Origin of the sequence: Massilia consociata, assembly GCF_042432755.1 — a bacterium.
GTDB lineage: Bacteria > Pseudomonadota > Gammaproteobacteria > Burkholderiales > Burkholderiaceae_D > Telluria > Telluria consociata.
On the sequence record NZ_JBHLWP010000022.1, the window covers coordinates 162,575 to 181,065 of the forward strand.

Sequence of the window (18,491 nt, forward strand, 5' to 3'; positions counted from 1 at the left end):
TTCCCCTCATGGGTTTTGCCGGGCGCTCGCGCGATTCAGATTTCGATGCGCTTGAGGCGCAGGGCCGACCAGTCGCCGTCGATCGAGATCATCGCCACGCCGGTGATGCCGTTTTCCTTGGCATAGGCATTGATCGAATCGCGGTTGATGTCGGTGGCCTTCGAGGCGGTCTGCTTGAGGTAGGCGATCCACAGCGAACCCTTGTCGCCCAGGCGCTCCTTGGCAACCGGTAAATACTGCTCGAGTTCCTTGCGGTTGAGCGCGAACATCAGGATCACGTCGAACGGTCCATCGCCTTCCTTGACGAGCTCGGCGGGCATCTGCGCCACCACGGCAGGATTGGCCTGGCCGTTGAGGATCAGCATCGACTTGGCCGCCCTCAGGAACATCTTGTCTGCAACTGTCTTTTCGTTCATGAGAATTCCTAAAATGCGTGCGCCGCTGCGCCGCGGGCTATCTCGGCGGCGGCGCGTTCAGGTTCATTTTACAAGGCTTCCCGCAAACCGCAGGGACGCTTGGGAAGCGTGTACGGGAGGAAAACAAAGGACAGTTGAGGGCGGTATCGGTGTTCGCAAGATGGCCGCGCGGTCGGCACGGCGGACCACCCTACTTGAGCAGGCCGGCCAGCTCGACGGCGGTCTTGACCTGCATCTTGTCGAAGATGTGCGCGCGGTGGACCTCGACCGTGCGCATGCTGATGCCGAGCTTGTCGGCCACGACCTTGTTCATCATCCCGGCCAGGATCAGGTCGAGCACTTCGCGCTCGCGCGCCGACAGCGTGGCCAGGCGCGCCTGCACCGCCGCCACCTCGGCCGCCTTGCGCGAGGCGGCCAGCGCTTCCTCCACGCGGTCCATCAGCATGTTGTCGTTGAAGGGCTTTTCGAAGAAATCGAAAGCGCCGCGCTTGAGCGAATCGACCGCCATCGGCACGTCGCCATGGCCGGTCAGGAAGATCACCGGCAGGCGCGGCAACAGCCCTTTTTTTACCAGTTGGTCAAACACGGCGACGCCGTTCATGTCGGGCATGCGCACGTCCAGCAGCACGCAGTCGCCTGCCGGATCGGGCGCATCGAGGGCGTCGAGGAAGGCCTGTCCGCCCGCGTAGCCGCGTGCGGGCAGGCCGCGCGACTGCGCCAGCCAGGCGAGTGCGTCGCGAATGACGTCTTCGTCGTCGACGATGTGCAGCATGGGGTGTCTCCGTCAGGTCGGGCTGTGCCGTGTTGTCGTTGGTGCCGTGGGAAGCAAGGGTTCCCGCAGGCGGATTTTAGCCCAGCGCCGCGCCTGCCGCTTGCGCGGGCAGCGCGAAAGTAAAGATGGTGCCGCCTTCCGGGTTCGGCGCATGGGTCAGGGTGCCGCCGTGGAACTCGATCGCCGTGCGCGAGATCGACAGGCCCATGCCCATGCCTTCGGCCTTGGTCGAATAGAAGGGCGAGAACAGGCCGGCCGCCACTTCCGGCGCGATGCCGTGCCCGCGGTCGACCACCGACACCGTGACCATGCCGTCGTCGTGTGCGGCGACGATGCGCAGCACGCGCTGGTCCGCCCGCGTGTCCTGCATCGCTTCGATGGCGTTGCGCGTGAGGTTGAGCAGCACCTGTTCCAGCAGCACGCGGTCGGCCAGCACCGGCGGCAACTGGGGCGCCATGTCGACGCGCAGCACCACGCCGGCCTGGCGCGCCTGCAGGTCGACCAGGGCGTGCACGCCGTCGATCACGCTGCGGATCGTGATCGTCTCGCGGCGCGGCTCGCGTTTTTTCACGAATTCGTGCACGCTGCGGATGATCTGGCCGGCACGCTGGGCCTGCTGGCGCGCCTGTTCCAGCGCATGCTTGAGCATGCCGGGCTTGAGCGGCTCGCCGGCCTGGGCGCTGCGATCCAGGACGTTGAGCGCGCCCGCCGTATAGCTCGAGATCGCCGCCAGCGGCTGGTTCAGTTCGTGCGCCAGCATCGACGAGATCTCGCCCATCGTCGCCAGGCGCGCGCTGGTTTCCAGCTTTTCCTGTTGCTGGCGGTTGAGTTCTTCGGCGCGCTTGCGGTCGGTGATGTCCTGGACCGAACTCATCCAGCCGGTCTGGCGCCCATCGGCGTCCACCAGCGGCGCTTCGTACACCAGCACCGGCACGCGCGTGCCGTCGGGACGCTGGAACACGGTCTCGAACTGCGGTGTGATGTTCCCAGACAGCACGCCACGGAAGCGTTCCTCGTACTCGAGCATGACTTCCGGGGCCCAGTAGGGCATCGGCGGCTTCTTGCCCACCAGCTCTTCCGCCGGCAAGCCGACGATCTCGCAGAAGGCGCGGTTCACGTAGGTGACGCGTCCTTCCAGGTCACGCGCGCGCAGCCCGGTGATCAGGGAATTTTCCATCGCGGTGCGGAAAGCCATCTGCTGGCGCAGCGCCGCTTCGGCGGCCAGGGTGCGCGAGATGTGGCGCCACAGGGCGCCCAGGCTCAGCACCAGGCCGAGGGCCAGCACGATGACGGACCCTACCAGCAGGTTCGGCAGCAGCTGGGGTGCGCGCTTGACGCTGTCGGTGGCCAGGACCACGAGCGCACCCGGCAGGTCGAGCTCGCGCCGGTGCGTGTAGACGCCGCGCCCCGGGCCGCCGGACGCGCGCCGGGCCACGACATCGTCCTCGCGGTCGAGCAGGGACAAGGCATTGTCCTGCGCGAACCACCAGGGCACGGCTTCGTCGAGCAGCACCTGCAGGCTGTAGGTGGCGACCAGGCTGCCGGCGCGTTGGCCGCCCTTGTACAGCGGCAGGTAAAAGTCGATCACGCCGGAAGAGGCGTCCGTGGCGCCATAGGGCTCGCTGTAGCGCCCGCGCCGGGTGGCATTGGCGACGTCGGCCGCCAGCTGGGTGGGAGCGGGCAGGGCGGTGGGCGGTTCTTGCCCGTGGCTTGCCATGACCTGGCCGTCGGCGTCGTACCAGACCACGCGCAGCAGCTCGGGGCCGTTCTTGAACATCTGGGCGAAGCGCGCCTGCAGCACCTGCGGGGCTGGCGGACGGCTGACGAGCTCGGTGCCCAGCGCGGCCAGTGCCTCTTCGCTGCGTGTCAGCTCGAAGCGCAGGGTCTGCTCGACCCACAACGTGTCGGCAATCAACTGCTCCTGGCGTTCGGTGGCTTCCATCTGGCGTGCCTGCCACGGTAGCCAGATCAGGACGGCCAGGAACAGCAGCACCAGCAGCACCGGCACCAGCCAGCGCCAGGAGCGCGCACGCTCGGTGGCCGGCAACTGGCCGGGGGGCTGGGCAAACGGAAATTTCATCGAGGGCTCCGTACTTGGTTACACTGTCCCGCTCATTGTCCAGCTATATTGTGGAAGTCCACGATGGCGCGGCCGCAGCGCGCCGCGCAGACTGGCCCCACCGTTTATCGTTATCAGGAAGAACCGAACCGCCATGCAGAACAAAGCCCTGGCTGCCGTGCTCCTTGCCGCGCTCGCCGGCGCCGCGCTTGTCGCCAGCCCTGGCGCCCGGGCGCAGGCGCCGATCGTCATCAAGTTCAGCCACGTGGTCGCACCGGATACGCCGAAAGGACGCGCCGCCGAACGCTTCAAGCTGCTGGCCGAGCAGATGACCCGTGGCCGGGTAAAGGTGGAAGTCTACCCGAACAGCCAGCTCTACAGGGACCGCGAGGAACTCGAAGCCCTGCAGCTGGGCGCGGTACAGATGCTGGCGCCGTCGCTGGCCAAGTTCTCGCCGCTGGGCGTCAAGGAATTCGAAGCCTTCGACCTGCCCTATATTTTCCCCTCGAAGGCGGCGCTGTACGCGGTGACCGAGGGCCGCATCGGCCGCAGCCTCTTGCGCAAGCTCGAACCGAAGGGCATCACCGGCCTGGCCTACTGGGACAACGGCTTCAAGGTGATGTCGGCCAACAAGCCGCTGCTGCAACCGTCCGATCTGCGCGGCGTGCGCATGCGCATCCAGGCCTCCAAGGTGCTGGACGTGCAGATGCGCACGCTTGGCGCCCAGCCGGTGGCGCTGGCCTTTTCGGAAACGACGCCGGCCCTGCGCGACGGCGTGGTGGAGGGCACCGAGAACACGCCGTCGAACATGTACACGCAGCGGATGCACGAGACGCAGCGCCACCTGACCGTCTCGAACCATGGTTATCTCGGTTATGCGGTCATCGTCAACAAGAAGTTCTGGGACGGCCTGCCGGCGGGCATCCGGCGCAACCTCGAGCGCGCCATGCGCGAGGCCACGGCCTACGAGAAAACCATCGCCCAGCGTACCAACGAGGCCGCGCTGGAAGCGATCCGGCGTGCAGGCACGACCACTGTCCATACGCTTACCCCGCAGCAGCAGGCCGAATGGCGCCGCGCGATGCAGCCCGTGTATGCACAAATGGAAGAGCGCATCGGCAAGGATGTGGTCCAGGCGATCCGCCGCCAGGTCGCCGCATCACCCGCACCGTGACACATTTCTGTCACACAAGCGAACGGTCATGCGATTTCTTCATAAGTAAAATAATTTTGGTAATGTGGTCAAAAAGATACGCTTGACCCAAGAGCTTGCGTTATGATGGGGCCTTATCGCACCCACATGGTGCGTGCGCGAACAGAACACACACGGTTTTGGGGAGCATAGATAAAATCACGGTAATCCATACCGGAGACAAATCGAGGAGACACACGTTTTACAGAAGCTGTTAGCACTGCTAAACGGCCGGGGACGTGACCCGATTGGAGCGCACCGCAGGTGCGCTTTTTTTTCGTCCCTGCGCACCAGAAGGGGTGGCGAAGGGGATGTTCCAGCGGTTAAGATTCGAGCATGAAGACAGACCAGCGAAGCACTTTGTTCAACGCCATCGTGCCGGCGGCATTCGGCGCGCTCGGCATCCGGACGCTCGAGGGCCGCGTGCGCGAACTGGTCTACCTGCCGCCCTCGTTCGAGGCGAAAGCGGCGGACAACCCGGTGGCCGAACAGGCCGCGCGGCAGGTCGCGCAGTACCTGCTCGACCCCGATTACCGCTTCGACCTGCCCCTGTTCGAGGCCGGCACCGCATTCCAGCGCCGCGTCTGGGCCGAGATCGCCGCCATCCCGCGCGGCAACGTCAAGACCTACGGCCAGGTGGCCAAGCTGATCGGCTCGGCCCCGCGCGCGGTCGGCCAGGCTTGCGGCGCCAACCCCTTCCCCCTGGTGAATCCCTGCCACCGCGTCACCGCGTCCGGCGGCCTGGGCGGCTTTTCGAACCAGGACGACGAAAACGGCTTCCACCTTTCGGTCAAGCGCTGGCTGCTGCGGCACGAAGGCGCCACCGCTTCCCCATGGCAGCAGCAATCGATCTGGGACTGATCGACGAGTTCTGCGACACCCTCTGGCTGGAACAGGGGCTGGCCAAAAATTCGCTCGACGCCTACCGCCGCGACCTGCGCCTGTTCGCGCGCTGGCTCGAAGTGAAGAAACCGGAGCGCGCCGGCCTGCTGGCGGTGCAGCCCGAGGACATCGCCGCCTATTTCGCCGAGCGTCACGCGGACACCCGGCCCAGTTCGGCCAACCGGCGCCTGTCGGTGCTCAAGCGCTTCTACGGGCTGGCGCTGCGCCGCAACCAGATCGATGCCGACCCTTGCCAGAAGATGGCCTCGGCGAAGCAGCCGACGCGCTTCGTCCATACGCTGAGCGAAGCCCAGGTGGAGGCGCTGCTCGCCGCCCCGGACGTGGCCACGCCGCTGGGGTTGCGCGAGCGCACCATGCTGGAACTGATGTATGCGAGCGGCCTGCGGGTATCGGAACTGGTGGCCCTGAAACTGGTCGAAGTGAGCTTGAACGACGGCGTGCTGCGCATCACGGGCAAGGGCAGCAAGACGCGCCTGGTGCCCTTCGGCGAACAGGCGCGCATCTGGCTCGGGCGTTACCTGGAGGATGCGCGCGGGATCATCCTGAATGGCCAGGTCGACGACGCGCTGTTCGTTACCGGACGCGGCGGACCGATGACGCGGCAGATGTTCTGGATATTGATCAAGAAGCATGCGCGCAAGGCCGGCATCGAGGGCCCGCTGTCGCCCCACACCCTGCGCCACGCATTTGCCACCCACCTGCTGAACCACGGGGCCGACTTGCGCGTGGTACAACTGCTGCTGGGACACGCCGACATATCGACCACGCAGATCTACACGCATGTTGCGCGCGAGCGCCTCAAGCACCTGCATGCCCAGCATCACCCGCGGGGTTAATTCAAACCGCGAGGCGCGCGCTCGGCCATAATGGCCGGGCAGCACACCATCCATCTTCCAATGAGGTGAACATGGCACGGACGAACTTCCAGTACGAAAAACGGCAGCGGGAAATGGAGAAGAAGCGCAAAGCGGAAGAGAAGGCCCGGCGCAAGCTGGAAGCGAAACGCGGGACGCCGGAAGGCGGCGCCGAACCCGGCGCGGACACCGAGGCCGAACCAGCGGGCGAAGCGGCTGACCAGCACACCGCCTGAGCGCCGCGCCCGACGCCGGGCAAGGCCTTGCCGCCAGCGTCCGCATGGGCGCTGGCGGCGTTCGCGCGTGGGTGCTTACCCGCACCCGGCATGCGGCAAAGACGCAATGGTTTCGCGCTCGGGCTCCGTCTTGGGGCCAAGATGGAGCTCCTTGCGCACCGTGTCACTATAGATAGCGTTTTTTGCAAGGGCCAGCCGGATGCGACAGGCGGTCGGCTGGCGCGGCTGGAATGCCGAAAACGCGTGACGAAATGCAGGCCGGGCGATGCTTTGCGTGCCCGCAAACAGGGCATCCCGAGAGCGGAGAAGAATGGCGGAATTGCCGGTGTATTCACGACTATTTCCGTCTGAAAAGGATCTTTCCCGTGAGCGAACAAGTGCCTGACCAGCCTGCCGTGCCCGAGGGCCCGGGGGGCGCCGGCGCGACGCCGTTTTCGCCGCGGTCAAGCGGTGCGTCAGGCCGCCTGAAGGGCGCGGTCGACGCCGTCGCCGCGGCGATCCCCGCTCTCCAGGCGGTGCGGCCCGAGGCGCCTCACGGCATGCGCCACGAAGCAGGTCCCGGCGGGCCAGGTCACGACGTGCCCGCCGGTTCGCTCAATTTCGATGGCCCCGGGCGCGAAGCGCTCGACTGGCTGTACCGCTTCGTGACGGCGATCGAACAGGTGCCCGCCGTCGCGGTGCACTCGATGGACGCGAACGGCGTGGTACGTTTCTGGAACTACGCCTGCTCGCAACTGTTCGGCATTCCCGCCAGCCATGCGCTCGGCCGCCCGTTCCGTGAGCTCGTCTCGCACCTGGAGCATCAGGAGGAATTCGACACACTGATCGCCACTATCTGGCGCGACGGCAGCACGCCCGCACCGCGCGACTGGCAGGTGGAAACCGCCGCGGGCCGGCGTTTGTGGCTGCATTCGAACCATTTTCCGGTCAAGCGCGACGGCATCACCCAGCAGGTGTTCTGCATGGAAGTCGACATCACCGTGCGCAAGGAAGCCGAAAGCAACCTGATGCAGGCGGCGCGCGTGTTCGAGAACGCGCATGAAGCCATCATCGTGATGGATGCCGAGTACCGGGTGCAGGCCGTCAACCAGGCGTTCACGTCGATCACCGGCTTTTCCGCCGCCGAGATCATCGGCACGACGCTGGCCAGCCTGCCATGGAACGACGGCGAACATGGCTTTTACGAGACGGTCTGGCCGCAGCTGGACGGGAACAACCACTGGCAGGGCGAGCTGGCCGGCGTGCGCAAGAACGGCGAGCGCTATCCGGCCTGGGTGGCGGTGACCACGATCCGCGACCCCGAGGGCGATGTCAGCAATTACATGGCCATGCTGTCCGACATCAGCGAGCGCAAGCGGGCGGAAGAACAGGTGCGCCACCAGGCCGAGCACGACGCGCTCACCGGGCTGCCCAACCGGGTGCTGTTCCTCGACCGGATGCAGCAGGCGCTGGCCACCTGGCGCCGCCAGCGCGACCGCTTCGCCGTGCTGTTCCTCGACCTCGACCGCTTCAAGGCCATCAACGACAGCCACGGCCACAAGGTGGGCGACGCGGTGCTGCGCGAAGTGGCGGCGCGCCTGACGGGCTGCGTGCGCCGGGTCGACACCATCAGCCGCCTCGGCGGCGACGAATTCGTGGTGCTGCTGGCCGACATCGGCGGGGCCGACCAGGCGGCCCACGTGGCGGGCGCCATCATGCAGGCGGTTGCCCGGCCCATCGAGGCGGCCGGCCAGGCGTTCACGCTGTCGGTCTCGATCGGCATCGCCATCTGTCCCACCGACGGCGCCGACGTCGACACCCTGATGCACCATGCCGACGTGGCGATGTACCACGCCAAGCAGAGCGGACGCGACAGCTTCCAGTTCTTCAGCCCGGAAATGAACGCCCATGTGGTCGAGCGCGGCGAGATGGAAAAGCGCCTGCGCCATGCGCTCGACGCCGGCGAGTTCGTGCTCGAATACCAGCCCGAGTTCGACGTTGCCAGCGGGCGCATCACCGGCGTCGAAGCCCTGATCCGCTGGCGCCATCCGGAGCGCGGGCTGCTGCTGCCGCACGCGTTCCTGCCGGCGGCCGAGGAGTGCGGCCTGATCGTGCCGATCGGCGAATGGGTGCTGCGCGAAGCCTGCCGCCAGGCGCGCGCCTGGCGCGACGAAGGGCATCCGGTGACGGTGGCTGTGAACCTGTCCGACATCCAGTTCAGCCACGCGCGGCTGCTCGACGTGGTCGACGCCGCGCTGGCGCACTCCGGGCTGGCGCCCAGCTGCCTCGACCTGGAGATCACCGAAGGGGCCATCATGCGGAGCGACGCCAACCTCGATGCCACCGTGGCGGCGCTGCGCCAGCGCGGGGTGCAGCTGACCATCGACCGCTTCGGCACCGGGCTGTCGAGCCTGTCGTCCTTGCGGCGCTTCCCCCTGTCCAGGCTGAAGATCGACCGCAGCTTCGTGAGCGACATCGAGAGCGATCCGGAAGATGCCGCCATGATTCCCGCCATCATCGCGATGGCGCGCAGCCTGCGCCTGCGCGTGGTGGCCGAAGGCGTGGAGACCGAGGAGCAGCTGCGCTTCCTGCGCCAGCACGGCTGCGACGAATACCAGGGATTCTATGCGGCCGGGGCGAGCGCCCGGCCCGATTTCAACCCGGCGCCGGGCTGACTACAAGCTACAAGCGCACCGGGACCGGCCACGGGTGCATCTGGTCCGCAATCTGCCTGACCGCCCGCCGCACCAGCAGGGCCCGGAACAACAGGGGAGCCAATGGCGCCATGATCATGAACGCCGACGGGACAAGCCTGAAGCCGAGCACCGTCGGCTCGAAAACGTAGACAAGCGCCAGCGCCGCAACCCAGGCGGCTGTCGCCAGCAGGAACCATGGGTTCCATCCGGCTTCCGATGTTGCCTTACGCACGATCTCGCGCTGCAGCCCTTGCGGCAACCGCCGCAGGCTGCGGCATTGGTAAAACGGCGGCACCGGGATGCCCGACGGGTCCGTGAAGCCGAATCTGCGCGCACGGGCCTGGTCGAGCAGTTCATCGGCGATGCGGTTCGCTTGCGCTTTCGATAACAACGGGTGCTCCTTTGCGGCTGATCTGGAGCAAGGAGTTTACTGCACCGTCATGGACGAACATGCGCGAATTGTCACGCCCGCAGCCGCGCCCTCGGTCAGTCCAGCCCGCCGCCGAAGCTGCCGGCATGCGGATACAGCCGGATGCGCGCCAGCACCTGGCCGTGGTCCGAGGCTTCCGGCAGGCCGAGGTTGAGGTGGTCGTTCAGGTAGACCACGTCGACCACTTCGCCGATCGCCTGCGGCAGCACCGGATTGAACTCCTGCGACACCAGGATGTGGTCGATGGTGGAGTGGCGGCTGTCGTGCACGATCGAGAAGCCCACGTTGCGCTGGTTGTCCTGGTGGCAATGCAGGCGGGCCGCGTCGAACATGCGCTCGCCCAGCGGCGCGCCTTCGCCGAGCACGATCTCGGTGGTGACCGAATCGGAGACGTCGTTGAAGTCGCCCAGCACGATGCGCGGGCGCTGCTTGTCGCGCGCCATGTCGGTGAGCAGCACGCGCAGGGCCGTGGCCTCGGTGCCGCGCCGGATCAGCGAGCGCAGGCAGGCCAGCGCATACAGGTTCGGGTCTTCGCCGGTATCGCTGCTGCGGTAGTCGGGACGGCGCGACTTGAGGTGCACCACCACCACGTCGATGACGATGCCGGGGCGCAGTTCGACCTCGACGTGCAGCGGGGCGCGGGTGAAGCGGTCGGGGTCGCGGCTGCCGGGCGGCATCGAGACGCTGTCCGGGAACATCTTCATCGGCCGGGCCGGGCCGGCCAGCGGCAGGCGCGAGACCAGCGCCACGCTCGGGGTCAGGCGCGGCGCCTCCGGGTCGGGATCGAAGCCCAGGTGGGCCGCGTCGCGGTAGCGGCGGGTGCGTGCCAGCACCTGCTTCAGGGCGGCCTGCGAAAAGATCTCCTGGAAGCCGATGACGTCGGCATTGAGCAGGTCGAGCTGGTGCGCCGTCCAGTCCAGCTTGGCCTCGTATTCTTCGGGCGTGCAGGGCTCGAGGTTGTCGTAGCAGCGCACGCCCGGCGGCGCGAGGTTGAAGGCGTTGAAGGTGGCAAAGCGAATTTCTTGCTGCATAATAGAAACCCCTTATGTTCGTCTTTAGCGTACCACGCATGGCCAAGAAAGAGCACGTGTCTGAGACCCCCGCGACGCAATTCCTGCGCAAGCATGGCGTGGCTTTTACCGAACATCCCTACGAGTACGAAGAGCATGGCGGCACCGCCGTTTCCTCTCGGGCACTCGGCGTGCCGGAACACCATGTGGTCAAGACCCTGGTGATGCAGGACGAGGCGGCGCGGCCGCTGATCGTGCTGATGCATGGCGACCGCAAGGTGTCGACCAAGAACCTGGCGCGCGCCATTCCCTGCAAGTCGGTCGAGCCGTGCAAGCCGGAAGTGGCGCAGCGCCACTCGGGCTACCTGGTGGGCGGTACCTCGCCCTTCGGCACCCGCAAGGCGATGCCGGTGTACGTCGAGGAATCGATCCTGGCGCTCGACAAGATCTACATCAATGGCGGGCGCCGCGGCTACCTGGTCGGCATCGCCCCCGGCGTGCTGGCCGGCGTGCTGGGCGCACGCACGGTGCAGTGCGCGCTGGCCGACTGACTTTGCCGAATGCTTGCCAGGTGGTATGGACAATGGTGTATATTCCGTGCGCCTGACGGGACGCCACTGTCCCGGTTGACAACAAGAGAGACAAGATGAATACCCTGATTGCCACCATTGCCGCCTACCTGATCGGCTCGATTTCCTTCGCGGTCGTGATGAGCCGCGCCTTCGGCCTGTCCGACCCGCGCACCTACGGTTCCGGCAATCCCGGCGCCACCAACGTCCTGCGCAGCGGCAGCAAGAAGGCGGCCATCGCCACCCTGGTCGGCGATGCGGCCAAGGGCTGGCTGGCGGTGTGGCTGGCAATCAAGTACGGCCCGCAATACGGCATCGAAGAGGGCGGCGTGGCGCTGGTCGCCATCGCCGTGTTCCTGGGCCACCTGTGGCCGGTGTTCTTCCGTTTCGTGGGCGGCAAGGGCGTGGCCACGGCGCTTGGCGTTCTGCTCGGCATTAACGTCTGGCTCGGCCTGGCGACGCTGGCGACCTGGCTGATCATTGCCTATGCGTTCCGCTATTCCTCGCTGGCGGCGCTGATCGCATCGATCTTCGCGCCGTTCTACTACGGGCTGCTGTTCGGCGCGGACGAGATCCTGTTCGCCGTGGCGATCATGAGCGCGCTGCTGCTGTTCCGTCACGGCAAGAACATCGCGAACCTGATCGCGGGGAAGGAGTCGAAGATCGGGAGCAAGGCGGCGGGGGCGAAGAAGAAGTAAGGCGGTTCGCGGCACGCCGCGACAGCCCCATTCCCCACGCACATTCCTGCATCGCGTTACCATTACGCCACCTGGCACACCCGTGCCGCAACGAACAAGAAAGGTGGCGCCCATGACCAAGCAACTCAGGATCGATTTCGTTTCGGATGTCTCGTGCCCGTGGTGCGCGATCGGCTACAAGTCGCTGGAGCAGGCGCTGCTGCGCCTGGGCGGCGAAGTGACGGCCGACCTGCATTTCCAGCCTTTCGAGCTGAACCCGAACATGGGCCCGGACGGCCAGGACATCGTCGAGCACATCACGGAAAAATACGGCGCCACCGCCGAGCAGCAGGCGCAAAGCCGCGAGATGATCCGCCAGCGCGGCGCGGACGTCGGCTTCACCTTCGAAATGGAGCGGCGCGGCCGCATCTACAACACCTTCGACGCCCACCGCCTGCTGGCCTGGGCCGAAGAGCAGGGCCGCCAGCGCGAGCTCAAGCTGGCCCTGTTCGACGCCTATTTCACCCGCTGCGAAGACCCGAGCAACCACGACGCCCTGCTGCGGGTGGTCGAGCGCGTCGGCCTGGACCGCGACAGCGCGGAGCGCATCCTGGCATCGAATGATTACGCGGACGAGGTGCGCGAGCGCGAGCAGTTCTTCCAGCGCGCGGGCATCCAATCGGTGCCGGCCATCATCATCAACCAGCGTCACCTGATTTCCGGCGGCCAGCCGCCGGACGTGTTCGAGCGGGCACTGCGCGAAATCGCCGCCCAATCCGATGCCGCCCCGGGCGCCGCCCAGGGATAAGTTCAGCCGGGCTTAATGTTTGACTTGAAACATTAGCCCGGCTTAATCACTCGCTTCAATTCAATTCAGTTCGAGCACGACCGGCTGGTGGTCCGAAGCCGCCGTCTCGGACTGCACGTCCACGGTCACGACACGCGGCGCCAGGTCTTCGGTGACAAAGAAATGGTCGTAGCATTCCGGGCGGTCCGGCCACGGATAGCCATGCAGGCCGGTGGTCGGCGCGCGCGCGACCATGCCGTGCGCCACGCGCCAGGCGTCGAGGAAGGCCGGGGCGCCTTCGACCGGCGCCAGCAGCGCCTGGTAATCAATCGCGTCCGGCACGAAGTTGAAGTCCCCGCACAGGATGGCCGAGGCCGGCCGGAAACCGAGCTGGTAGGGCGCGTCCAGGCTCGGGTCGGGCTGGAAGATGCGGGCCCTGGCGCAGGCCTCGGCATGCAGTTCGCGGATGCGGTGCACCTGCGCCATGCGCTGCAGCGGCGAATAGTATTCGAGGTGGGTGGTGAGCAGGCGCAGCTTGCCGGTCGGGGTATCGACCACGGTTTCCAGCAGGCCGCGCGGCATGCCGGCCGGACGCTCCGGATCCGCCGGCCACGGCAGCAGGTGGCGGTGCACCTGCGAGATGCGGTACTTCGAGAGGATCAGGTTGCCGAACAGGCGCGGGACGTTGTTCTTGTAGAGTTCACTCGGGGCGTGTTCCATCATGTGGTAGCCGCCGAAGGCGCCACCCAGCTGCTTGAACTGGTTGGCGGTGGCGCCGCCGTCCAGTTCAGGATGGTTGGCCGCCACTTCCTGCAGGCACACGACATCCGGATTCAGCCGGCGCAGGACGTCGATGATCGCATGGATGCGGATTCGTCCGTCCTTGCCACAACCCCAATGAATGTTCCAACTTACAACGCGCATCGCAAAACCTCCGTAAAACTTAACCGTCGGATATTGCCACCGTTTGGCAAGGGGCGGTCACACGGTAGGATCGATGTCAGCCTTGCAAGTTCAATGAGGAAGCGCCCTAGGCTGGTGCAGCTCAGCAGCAATTCAGCAGCAGCTCAGCGGCCCCGCCAACCCGGCTTCCGGGCGGCTTCCAGGCAGCTTTCTAGGCCGCTTCCAGCTCGTCCAGCGGCCAGCGCGGGCGCACGTTGAAGGCGTAGTCGCGTTGCGCCAGCGCCGGGTTGCGCTCGAGGCGCATGGCGCCGGCGAAGGCGATCATGGCGCCGTTATCGGTGCAGAATTCCAGCTCCGGATAATAGACCTTGAACTTGCGCTTGCTTGCCGCCGCATTCAGCGACTCGCGCAGCTGCCGGTTGGCGCCGACGCCGCCCGCGATCACCAGGCGGGTCAGGCCGGTGTGGCGCAGCGCGTTCACGCACTTGGCGGTCAGCACGTCCACGATCGCATCCACGAAGCCGCGCGCGATGTTGGCCTTGTCCTGCTCGCAGATGTTGGCGACGACTTTTTCTTCGTGGTTCTTGACGACGGTAAGCACCGCCGTCTTCAGGCCCGAGAAGCTGAAGTTGAAATCCTTCGAGTGCAGCATCGGGCGCGGCAGGTTATAGGCAGCCGGGTCGCCGAACTCGGCCAGGCGCGAGATCGCGGGCCCGCCCGGATAACCCAGGCCCAGCAGCTTGGCCGACTTGTCGAAGGCTTCGCCGGCGGCGTCGTCGAGGGTTTCGCCCAGCAGCGTGTAGCGGCCGACGCCGTCCACGCGCATCAGCTGGGTGTGGCCGCCGGAGACGAGCAGGGCGATGAAGGGGAAATCCGGACGCTCGCTGGCCAGCAGCGGCGACAGCAGGTGGCCCTCCAGGTGGTGTACGCCGAGCACCGGCTTGTCGAGCGCCAGCGCCAGCGAGCAGGCCACCGACGAGCCGACCAGCAAGGCGCCGGCCAGGCCCGGGCCCTGGGTATAGGCGACCGCGTCGATGGCCGACATCGGGATAGCGGCGCGCTTGAGGACTTCTTCGAGCAGGGGCAGGGCGCGCCGGATGTGGTCGCGCGAGGCGAGTTCCGGCACCACGCCGCCGTACTCTTCGTGCATGGCAACCTGCGAGTGCAGGGCGTGGGACAGCAGGCCGCGCTCGGTGTCGTACAGAGCCAGGCCGGTTTCATCGCAGGAGGATTCGACGCCGAGAACGATCATGGGGGAAACAGCAGGAGGGAAAAAGCAGATTTTACCGTAGGGTGGTCGGCTATGCCGACCACCCTACGACAGCATCAAGGGCGTTGCAGCAATTCCTTGTGCGCGCTGCGCAACATCGTCGCGGTCTCTTCCCACCCGATGCAGCCGTCGGTCACCGAGCAGCCGTACTTCAGCTGCGACAGGTCTTCGGGAATCGCCTGCGCGCCGCTGACGATGTTCGACTCGATCATCACGCCCACCAGCGAGCGGTTGCCGTGCCTGATCTGCTGGATCACGTCCGACATCACGAGCGGTTGCAGTTCCGGCTTCTTGTAGCTGTTCGCATGCGAGCAATCCACCACCAGGTTGGCCGGCAGGCCCGCCTTCTTGAGCGCGCCCTCGGCGATCGCCACCGAGACCGAGTCGTAGTTCGGACGGCCGCCGCCGCCGCGCAGCACCACGTGGCCATAGGCGTTGCCGCTGGTGCGCACGATCGAGACCGAGCCTTCGCCGTTGATGCCGAGGAAGGCGTGCGGGTTGGCCGAGGACAGCACGGCGTTGATCGCGATGCCGACGTCGCCGTCGGTGCCGTTCTTGAAGCCGACCGGCGTGGACAGGCCCGACGACATTTCGCGGTGGGTCTGCGATTCGGTGGTCCTGGCGCCGATCGCGGTCCAGGCAATCAGGTCGCCCAGGTATTGCGGCGAGATCGGGTCGAGCGCTTCGGTGGCGGTGGGCAGGCCCAGTTCGCACACGTCGAGCAGGAAGCGGCGCGCGCGCTCCATGCCCACGTCCACGCGGAACGAGTCGTCCATGAACGGGTCGTTGATATACCCCTTCCAGCCGGTGGTGGTGCGCGGCTTCTCGAAGTACACGCGCATCACCAGCACCATCGTGTCGGCCACTTCGGCCTGCAGCGCCTTCAGGCGGCGCGCATAGTCCAGGCCCGCTTCGGGGTCGTGGATCGAGCAGGGGCCGACGACGACGAACAGGCGCTTGTCCTTGCGGTCGAGGATGTTGCGCAGCGTTTCGCGGCCTTGCACGACAGTCGTGAATGCACGGTCGCTCAGCGGCAGCGAGGCGTGGAGTTCGAGCGGCGTCGGCATCTGCGCGAACGAACTGACGTTGGTATTTTCGATGGCGGGCGTGTTGATCATGGTGCTGTGGTTTTCAGGAGGGAATATCCAGTGTAGTCCGAATTTGCTGCACTTGCACATGGCCCCGCAAAAAACGCAAGCCGCGTGCCATTGGTTTATGCTTGCGGTATGGACAAGACGATCGACACCACTACCGGCGCATTTGCCGCCGCACCTTTTATCAAGGAAATCGGCCGCGGCGTGAAAGGCGCGCGCAGCATGTCGCGCGAGGACGCGCGGGCCCTGTACGCCGCCATGCTGGAAGGACGGGTATCCGACCTGGAACTGGGCGCGATCCTGCTCGCCATGCGCATCAAGGGCGAGTCGGTCGAGGAACTGGCCGGCTTCATGGACGCGGCCGAGGGCTCGTTCGCGCCGCTGCCGTCGCCGCCGGGCGACTACGCCCCGGTGCTGATCCCGAGCTACAACGGCGCGCGCAAGCTGGCCAACCTGACGCCGCTGCTGGCGCTGCTGCTGGCGCGCGAAGGCGTGCCGACCCTGGTGCATGGCGTACGCAACGATCCCGGCCGCATTACCACTGCCGAAATCCTGGCCGAGCTCGGCCTGGCCGAAAGCGGAACCAGCGCCGACATCCTGGACGCCTTCGCCAGCAGCCGCCCGGCCTTCATCCCGATCGAGCGGCTGGCGCCCGAGCTGGCCCACATGCTGTCGCTGCGGCGCATCCTGGGCGTGCGCAATTCCACGCACACCCTGGTCAAGATCCTGCAGCCCTTCGACGGCCCGGCGCTGCGCCTGGTCTCGTACACCCATCCCGAATACCTGGAAACGCTGGGCGAATACTTCACCACCGCCGCGCCGCCGGCGCGCGGCGATGCCTTCCTGATGCGCGGCACCGAAGGCGAGACGGTCGCCAACCCACACCGGGCCCAGCAGATCGACTGGTTCCACGGCGGCGCGCGCACCGTGCTCGTCGAGCGCGATGCGCCGGCGGATGTGCTGGCCGAAGTGCCGGACGCGCGCGACGCCGCCACGACAGCGGCCTGGATCGCCGCCGCGCTGCGCGGCGACGTTCCCGTTCCGCGCCCGATCGCCGCCCAGCTTGCGCAGTGCCTGCGCGTGGCGCGCGCACTGCGTTCCTGACAAGGCGGGCGCGAGCCCGCTTGTTCGTCCACGTGAACCGAGGCCATCCTGTGGGATGGCCTTTGGCGTTTCAGGATTGCTATAAACGTTGGATCAAAACAACGTTAGTGTGCAACCAGATGCTGTCTATGCGGAATGCATGACGAGCTTGCCTGAAACATATTTCCGCCGAAAAGACGGGCATTTGGCCATGAACGTAGGTTATGTCCGCTTAATTCTTTCCAATTGCAACTGCTGCAAGAAGATAAAAAATGCCGTATTAACAATTGCTGGTGAATTTTGCAATAATTTTTAGACGGTTCAAGGAAAGAAGTAGTGATTTAGTGCAAAAACTGGTTATTATTTTCAAGCAACATAATAAAACGATACCGAACGGCAACTATAAATGTTTCTTCTGAGGCATGGTTGTGCTGCGGTTCGTAAGAATAATCCGGCGCAATGCCGCTCCGTTACTATCTGAAGGAAGACCAGAATGAGTAAGTACGCCCGCTTTACCTCGACCCAACTGTCGCTCGCCGCCCTGGCCGTGGCTGTCGCCGCTGCCGGCAGCGCGACCGCCGCCAGCATCAGCGCCACCGCCAGCGGTACGGTGATCGCGCCAATCGATATCACCAAGACAGCCGACCTGGCATTCGGCAACTTCGCAGCGAGCGCCGCCCCCGGCACCGTCACCATCAGCACGAGCGGCGCGCGTACCACGGGCGGCGGCGTCACCGGGATCAGCGGCGGCACCGCGCCGTCCGCAGCCCAGTTCAACGTGACCGGCCAGGCCAGCGCCACGTATTCGATCAATGTCGTCGCCGATCCCCTGACTTCCGGCGGCAACACGATGTCGTTCGCACCGGTGACCGACCTGGACGGCGCCGGGGCCATCGCGGGCACCGTTGCCAGCGGCACGCTGAGTGCCGGCGGTACCCAGTCGATCTTTGTCGGCGGCGTGCTGACCGTTGCCGCAAACCAAGCCGCCGGCACCTACAGCGGCAACGTCACCGCAACCGTCAACTACAACTGACGGCACCTGGCCAGCGGCGCACCCACCGCCTGAATCATGTCCGTACGCCGCTACCATGCATCGCTGTTCGCCGGCACGCTCGTGCTGGCGACGCTTTCCCTGCTTGCCCATGAAGCACATGCGCAGCAGATCACGCTGAGCAGCACGCGCAGCCTGAATTTCGGCCGTTTCGTTGCCGGCACCGGCGGCACCATCGTCATCAGCCCGGCCGGCGTGCGTTCCCGCACCGGCGGCGTCGTCCTGCTCAACTCGCCCACGGTTGGCCAGGCAATGTTCAATGTGGGCAAGAGCAGCAATGGCGGCAACAACAAGGCCGTGATCATTTCCCTGCCGGCCAACGGCAGCACCCGCCTGAGTAGCGGCGCCAACAGCATGGCCGTCAATGCCTATACCAATTCTCCCTCGGCGCTCGTTTCGGTGCCGAACGGCGGTACCAGCCTGGCGGTCGGCGCGACCCTTGTCGTCGCGCCCAACCAGCCACCGGGCAATTACACCGGTACGTTTCCCCTGACCGTCAATTTCCAGTAG

Annotated in this window: 19 protein-coding genes; 11 read left to right on the top strand and 8 right to left on the bottom strand. The window is 66.0% G+C overall.

Going from position 1 to position 18,491, the window contains the following annotated elements; all coding sequences use genetic code 11:
- Window positions 1-35 precede the first annotated feature (35 nt).
- The 3 genes from ACFFJK_RS21270 to ACFFJK_RS21280 form a co-directional block, all read right to left on the bottom strand.
- Window positions 36-416 (bottom strand): DUF3052 family protein, encoded by a 381-nt coding sequence (locus ACFFJK_RS21270; protein ID WP_379681669.1) that lies wholly within the window; start codon window positions 414-416, stop codon window positions 36-38.
- 190 nt (window positions 417-606) lie between these two features.
- On the bottom strand, window positions 607-1,188 hold the full coding sequence (locus ACFFJK_RS21275; RefSeq protein ID WP_379681670.1) for a response regulator transcription factor: 582 nt from the start codon (window positions 1,186-1,188) through the stop codon (window positions 607-609).
- A 76-nt stretch (window positions 1,189-1,264) separates the two neighbouring features.
- Complete coding sequence (locus ACFFJK_RS21280) at window positions 1,265-3,268, bottom strand: sensor histidine kinase (RefSeq protein ID WP_379681671.1); 2,004 nt, start codon at window positions 3,266-3,268, stop codon at window positions 1,265-1,267.
- A 133-nt stretch (window positions 3,269-3,401) separates the two neighbouring features.
- Here ACFFJK_RS21280 and ACFFJK_RS21285 point away from each other — a divergent pair, with 133 nt between their 5' ends.
- The 5 genes from ACFFJK_RS21285 (at window position 3,402) to ACFFJK_RS21305 (ending at window position 9,086) form a co-directional block, all read left to right on the top strand.
- Window positions 3,402-4,421, top strand: coding sequence for a TRAP transporter substrate-binding protein (locus ACFFJK_RS21285; RefSeq protein WP_379681672.1), 1,020 nt, complete (start codon window positions 3,402-3,404; stop codon window positions 4,419-4,421).
- A 354-nt stretch (window positions 4,422-4,775) separates the two neighbouring features.
- Window positions 4,776-5,300, top strand: a complete 525-nt coding sequence (locus ACFFJK_RS21290; RefSeq protein WP_379681673.1) for a methylated-DNA--[protein]-cysteine S-methyltransferase — start codon at window positions 4,776-4,778, stop codon at window positions 5,298-5,300.
- The gene (xerD, locus tag ACFFJK_RS21295) at window positions 5,273-6,178 is read left to right on the top strand and encodes a site-specific tyrosine recombinase XerD (protein ID WP_379681674.1); all 906 of its coding nucleotides are present in this window, start codon (window positions 5,273-5,275) and stop codon (window positions 6,176-6,178) included. Before ACFFJK_RS21290 ends, xerD begins: the two co-directional genes overlap by 28 nt.
- Window positions 6,179-6,249: 71 nt before the next feature.
- Window positions 6,250-6,432, top strand: coding sequence for a hypothetical protein (locus ACFFJK_RS21300; RefSeq protein ID WP_379681675.1), 183 nt, complete (start codon window positions 6,250-6,252; stop codon window positions 6,430-6,432).
- A 365-nt stretch (window positions 6,433-6,797) separates the two neighbouring features.
- Entirely contained in the window at window positions 6,798-9,086 is a 2,289-nt protein-coding gene (locus tag ACFFJK_RS21305) for a putative bifunctional diguanylate cyclase/phosphodiesterase (protein WP_379681676.1), read from the top strand.
- Window positions 9,087-9,093: 7 nt separating this feature from the next.
- Here ACFFJK_RS21305 and ACFFJK_RS21310 read toward each other — a convergent pair whose 3' ends face one another.
- Both ACFFJK_RS21310 and ACFFJK_RS21315 read right to left on the bottom strand, forming a co-directional pair.
- Window positions 9,094-9,498, bottom strand: a complete 405-nt coding sequence (locus ACFFJK_RS21310; RefSeq protein ID WP_379681677.1) for a hypothetical protein — start codon at window positions 9,496-9,498, stop codon at window positions 9,094-9,096.
- Window positions 9,499-9,593: 95 nt separating this feature from the next.
- Window positions 9,594-10,568, bottom strand: coding sequence for an endonuclease/exonuclease/phosphatase family protein (locus ACFFJK_RS21315; protein WP_379681678.1), 975 nt, complete (start codon window positions 10,566-10,568; stop codon window positions 9,594-9,596).
- A gap of 38 nt (window positions 10,569-10,606) precedes the next feature.
- Between ACFFJK_RS21315 and ybaK the strand changes: the two genes are divergently transcribed.
- The 3 genes from ybaK to ACFFJK_RS21330 all read left to right on the top strand — a co-directional run bounded on the left by ybaK (window position 10,607) and on the right by ACFFJK_RS21330 (window position 12,601).
- Window positions 10,607-11,098, top strand: coding sequence for a Cys-tRNA(Pro) deacylase (gene ybaK, locus ACFFJK_RS21320; protein WP_379681679.1), 492 nt, complete (start codon window positions 10,607-10,609; stop codon window positions 11,096-11,098).
- A 95-nt stretch (window positions 11,099-11,193) separates the two neighbouring features.
- Window positions 11,194-11,814: a glycerol-3-phosphate 1-O-acyltransferase PlsY gene (gene plsY / locus ACFFJK_RS21325; RefSeq protein WP_379681680.1), complete on the top strand. Its 621-nt coding sequence runs from the start codon at window positions 11,194-11,196 to the stop codon at window positions 11,812-11,814.
- Between the two features lie 112 nt (window positions 11,815-11,926).
- Window positions 11,927-12,601, top strand: a complete 675-nt coding sequence (locus tag ACFFJK_RS21330; protein ID WP_379681681.1) for a DsbA family oxidoreductase — start codon at window positions 11,927-11,929, stop codon at window positions 12,599-12,601.
- A 60-nt stretch (window positions 12,602-12,661) separates the two neighbouring features.
- Here ACFFJK_RS21330 and ACFFJK_RS21335 read toward each other — a convergent pair whose 3' ends face one another.
- From ACFFJK_RS21335 to ACFFJK_RS21345, 3 genes are all read right to left on the bottom strand, one after another.
- Window positions 12,662-13,504 carry an endonuclease/exonuclease/phosphatase family protein gene (locus tag ACFFJK_RS21335; protein ID WP_379681682.1) on the bottom strand — a complete coding sequence of 281 codons (843 nt, stop codon included), beginning with the start codon at window positions 13,502-13,504 and terminating at the stop codon, window positions 12,662-12,664.
- Window positions 13,505-13,694: 190 nt separating this feature from the next.
- Window positions 13,695-14,735 carry a tRNA (adenosine(37)-N6)-threonylcarbamoyltransferase complex transferase subunit TsaD gene (tsaD, locus tag ACFFJK_RS21340; RefSeq protein WP_379681683.1) on the bottom strand — a complete coding sequence of 347 codons (1,041 nt, stop codon included), beginning with the start codon at window positions 14,733-14,735 and terminating at the stop codon, window positions 13,695-13,697.
- A 74-nt stretch (window positions 14,736-14,809) separates the two neighbouring features.
- Window positions 14,810-15,871 carry a 3-deoxy-7-phosphoheptulonate synthase gene (locus ACFFJK_RS21345; RefSeq protein ID WP_379681684.1) on the bottom strand — a complete coding sequence of 354 codons (1,062 nt, stop codon included), beginning with the start codon at window positions 15,869-15,871 and terminating at the stop codon, window positions 14,810-14,812.
- 108 nt (window positions 15,872-15,979) lie between these two features.
- On the opposite strand from ACFFJK_RS21345, the gene ybiB reads away from it, so the two are divergent.
- From ybiB to ACFFJK_RS21360, 3 genes are all read left to right on the top strand, one after another.
- Complete coding sequence (gene ybiB / locus ACFFJK_RS21350) at window positions 15,980-16,951, top strand: DNA-binding protein YbiB (protein WP_379681685.1); 972 nt, start codon at window positions 15,980-15,982, stop codon at window positions 16,949-16,951.
- Between the two features lie 472 nt (window positions 16,952-17,423).
- Complete coding sequence (locus ACFFJK_RS21355; RefSeq protein WP_379681686.1) at window positions 17,424-17,963, top strand: DUF4402 domain-containing protein; 540 nt, start codon at window positions 17,424-17,426, stop codon at window positions 17,961-17,963.
- Window positions 17,964-17,999: 36 nt separating this feature from the next.
- Entirely contained in the window at window positions 18,000-18,491 is a 492-nt protein-coding gene (locus tag ACFFJK_RS21360) for a DUF4402 domain-containing protein (protein WP_379681687.1), read from the top strand.

Bases quoted from the DNA above. Each gene is read 5' to 3' on its own strand.
- ACFFJK_RS21270 (WP_379681669.1), bottom strand. From the start codon at position 416: ATGAACGAAAAGACAGTTGCAGACAAGATGTTCCTGAGGGCGGCCAAG.
- ACFFJK_RS21275 (WP_379681670.1), bottom strand. From the start codon at position 1,188: ATGCTGCACATCGTCGACGACGAAGACGTCATTCGCGACGCACTCGCC.
- ACFFJK_RS21280 (WP_379681671.1), bottom strand. From the start codon at position 3,268: ATGAAATTTCCGTTTGCCCAGCCCCCCGGCCAGTTGCCGGCCACCGAG.
- ACFFJK_RS21285 (WP_379681672.1), top strand. From the start codon at position 3,402: ATGCAGAACAAAGCCCTGGCTGCCGTGCTCCTTGCCGCGCTCGCCGGC.
- ACFFJK_RS21290 (WP_379681673.1), top strand. From the start codon at position 4,776: ATGAAGACAGACCAGCGAAGCACTTTGTTCAACGCCATCGTGCCGGCG.
- xerD (WP_379681674.1), top strand. From the start codon at position 5,273: ATGGCAGCAGCAATCGATCTGGGACTGATCGACGAGTTCTGCGACACC.
- ACFFJK_RS21300 (WP_379681675.1), top strand. From the start codon at position 6,250: ATGGCACGGACGAACTTCCAGTACGAAAAACGGCAGCGGGAAATGGAG.
- ACFFJK_RS21315 (WP_379681678.1), bottom strand. From the start codon at position 10,568: ATGCAGCAAGAAATTCGCTTTGCCACCTTCAACGCCTTCAACCTCGCG.
- ybaK (WP_379681679.1), top strand. From the start codon at position 10,607: ATGGCCAAGAAAGAGCACGTGTCTGAGACCCCCGCGACGCAATTCCTG.
- plsY (WP_379681680.1), top strand. From the start codon at position 11,194: ATGAATACCCTGATTGCCACCATTGCCGCCTACCTGATCGGCTCGATT.
- ACFFJK_RS21330 (WP_379681681.1), top strand. From the start codon at position 11,927: ATGACCAAGCAACTCAGGATCGATTTCGTTTCGGATGTCTCGTGCCCG.
- ACFFJK_RS21335 (WP_379681682.1), bottom strand. From the start codon at position 13,504: ATGCGCGTTGTAAGTTGGAACATTCATTGGGGTTGTGGCAAGGACGGA.
- tsaD (WP_379681683.1), bottom strand. From the start codon at position 14,735: ATGATCGTTCTCGGCGTCGAATCCTCCTGCGATGAAACCGGCCTGGCT.
- ACFFJK_RS21345 (WP_379681684.1), bottom strand. From the start codon at position 15,871: ATGATCAACACGCCCGCCATCGAAAATACCAACGTCAGTTCGTTCGCG.
- ybiB (WP_379681685.1), top strand. From the start codon at position 15,980: ATGGACAAGACGATCGACACCACTACCGGCGCATTTGCCGCCGCACCT.
- ACFFJK_RS21355 (WP_379681686.1), top strand. From the start codon at position 17,424: ATGAGTAAGTACGCCCGCTTTACCTCGACCCAACTGTCGCTCGCCGCC.
- ACFFJK_RS21360 (WP_379681687.1), top strand. From the start codon at position 18,000: ATGTCCGTACGCCGCTACCATGCATCGCTGTTCGCCGGCACGCTCGTG.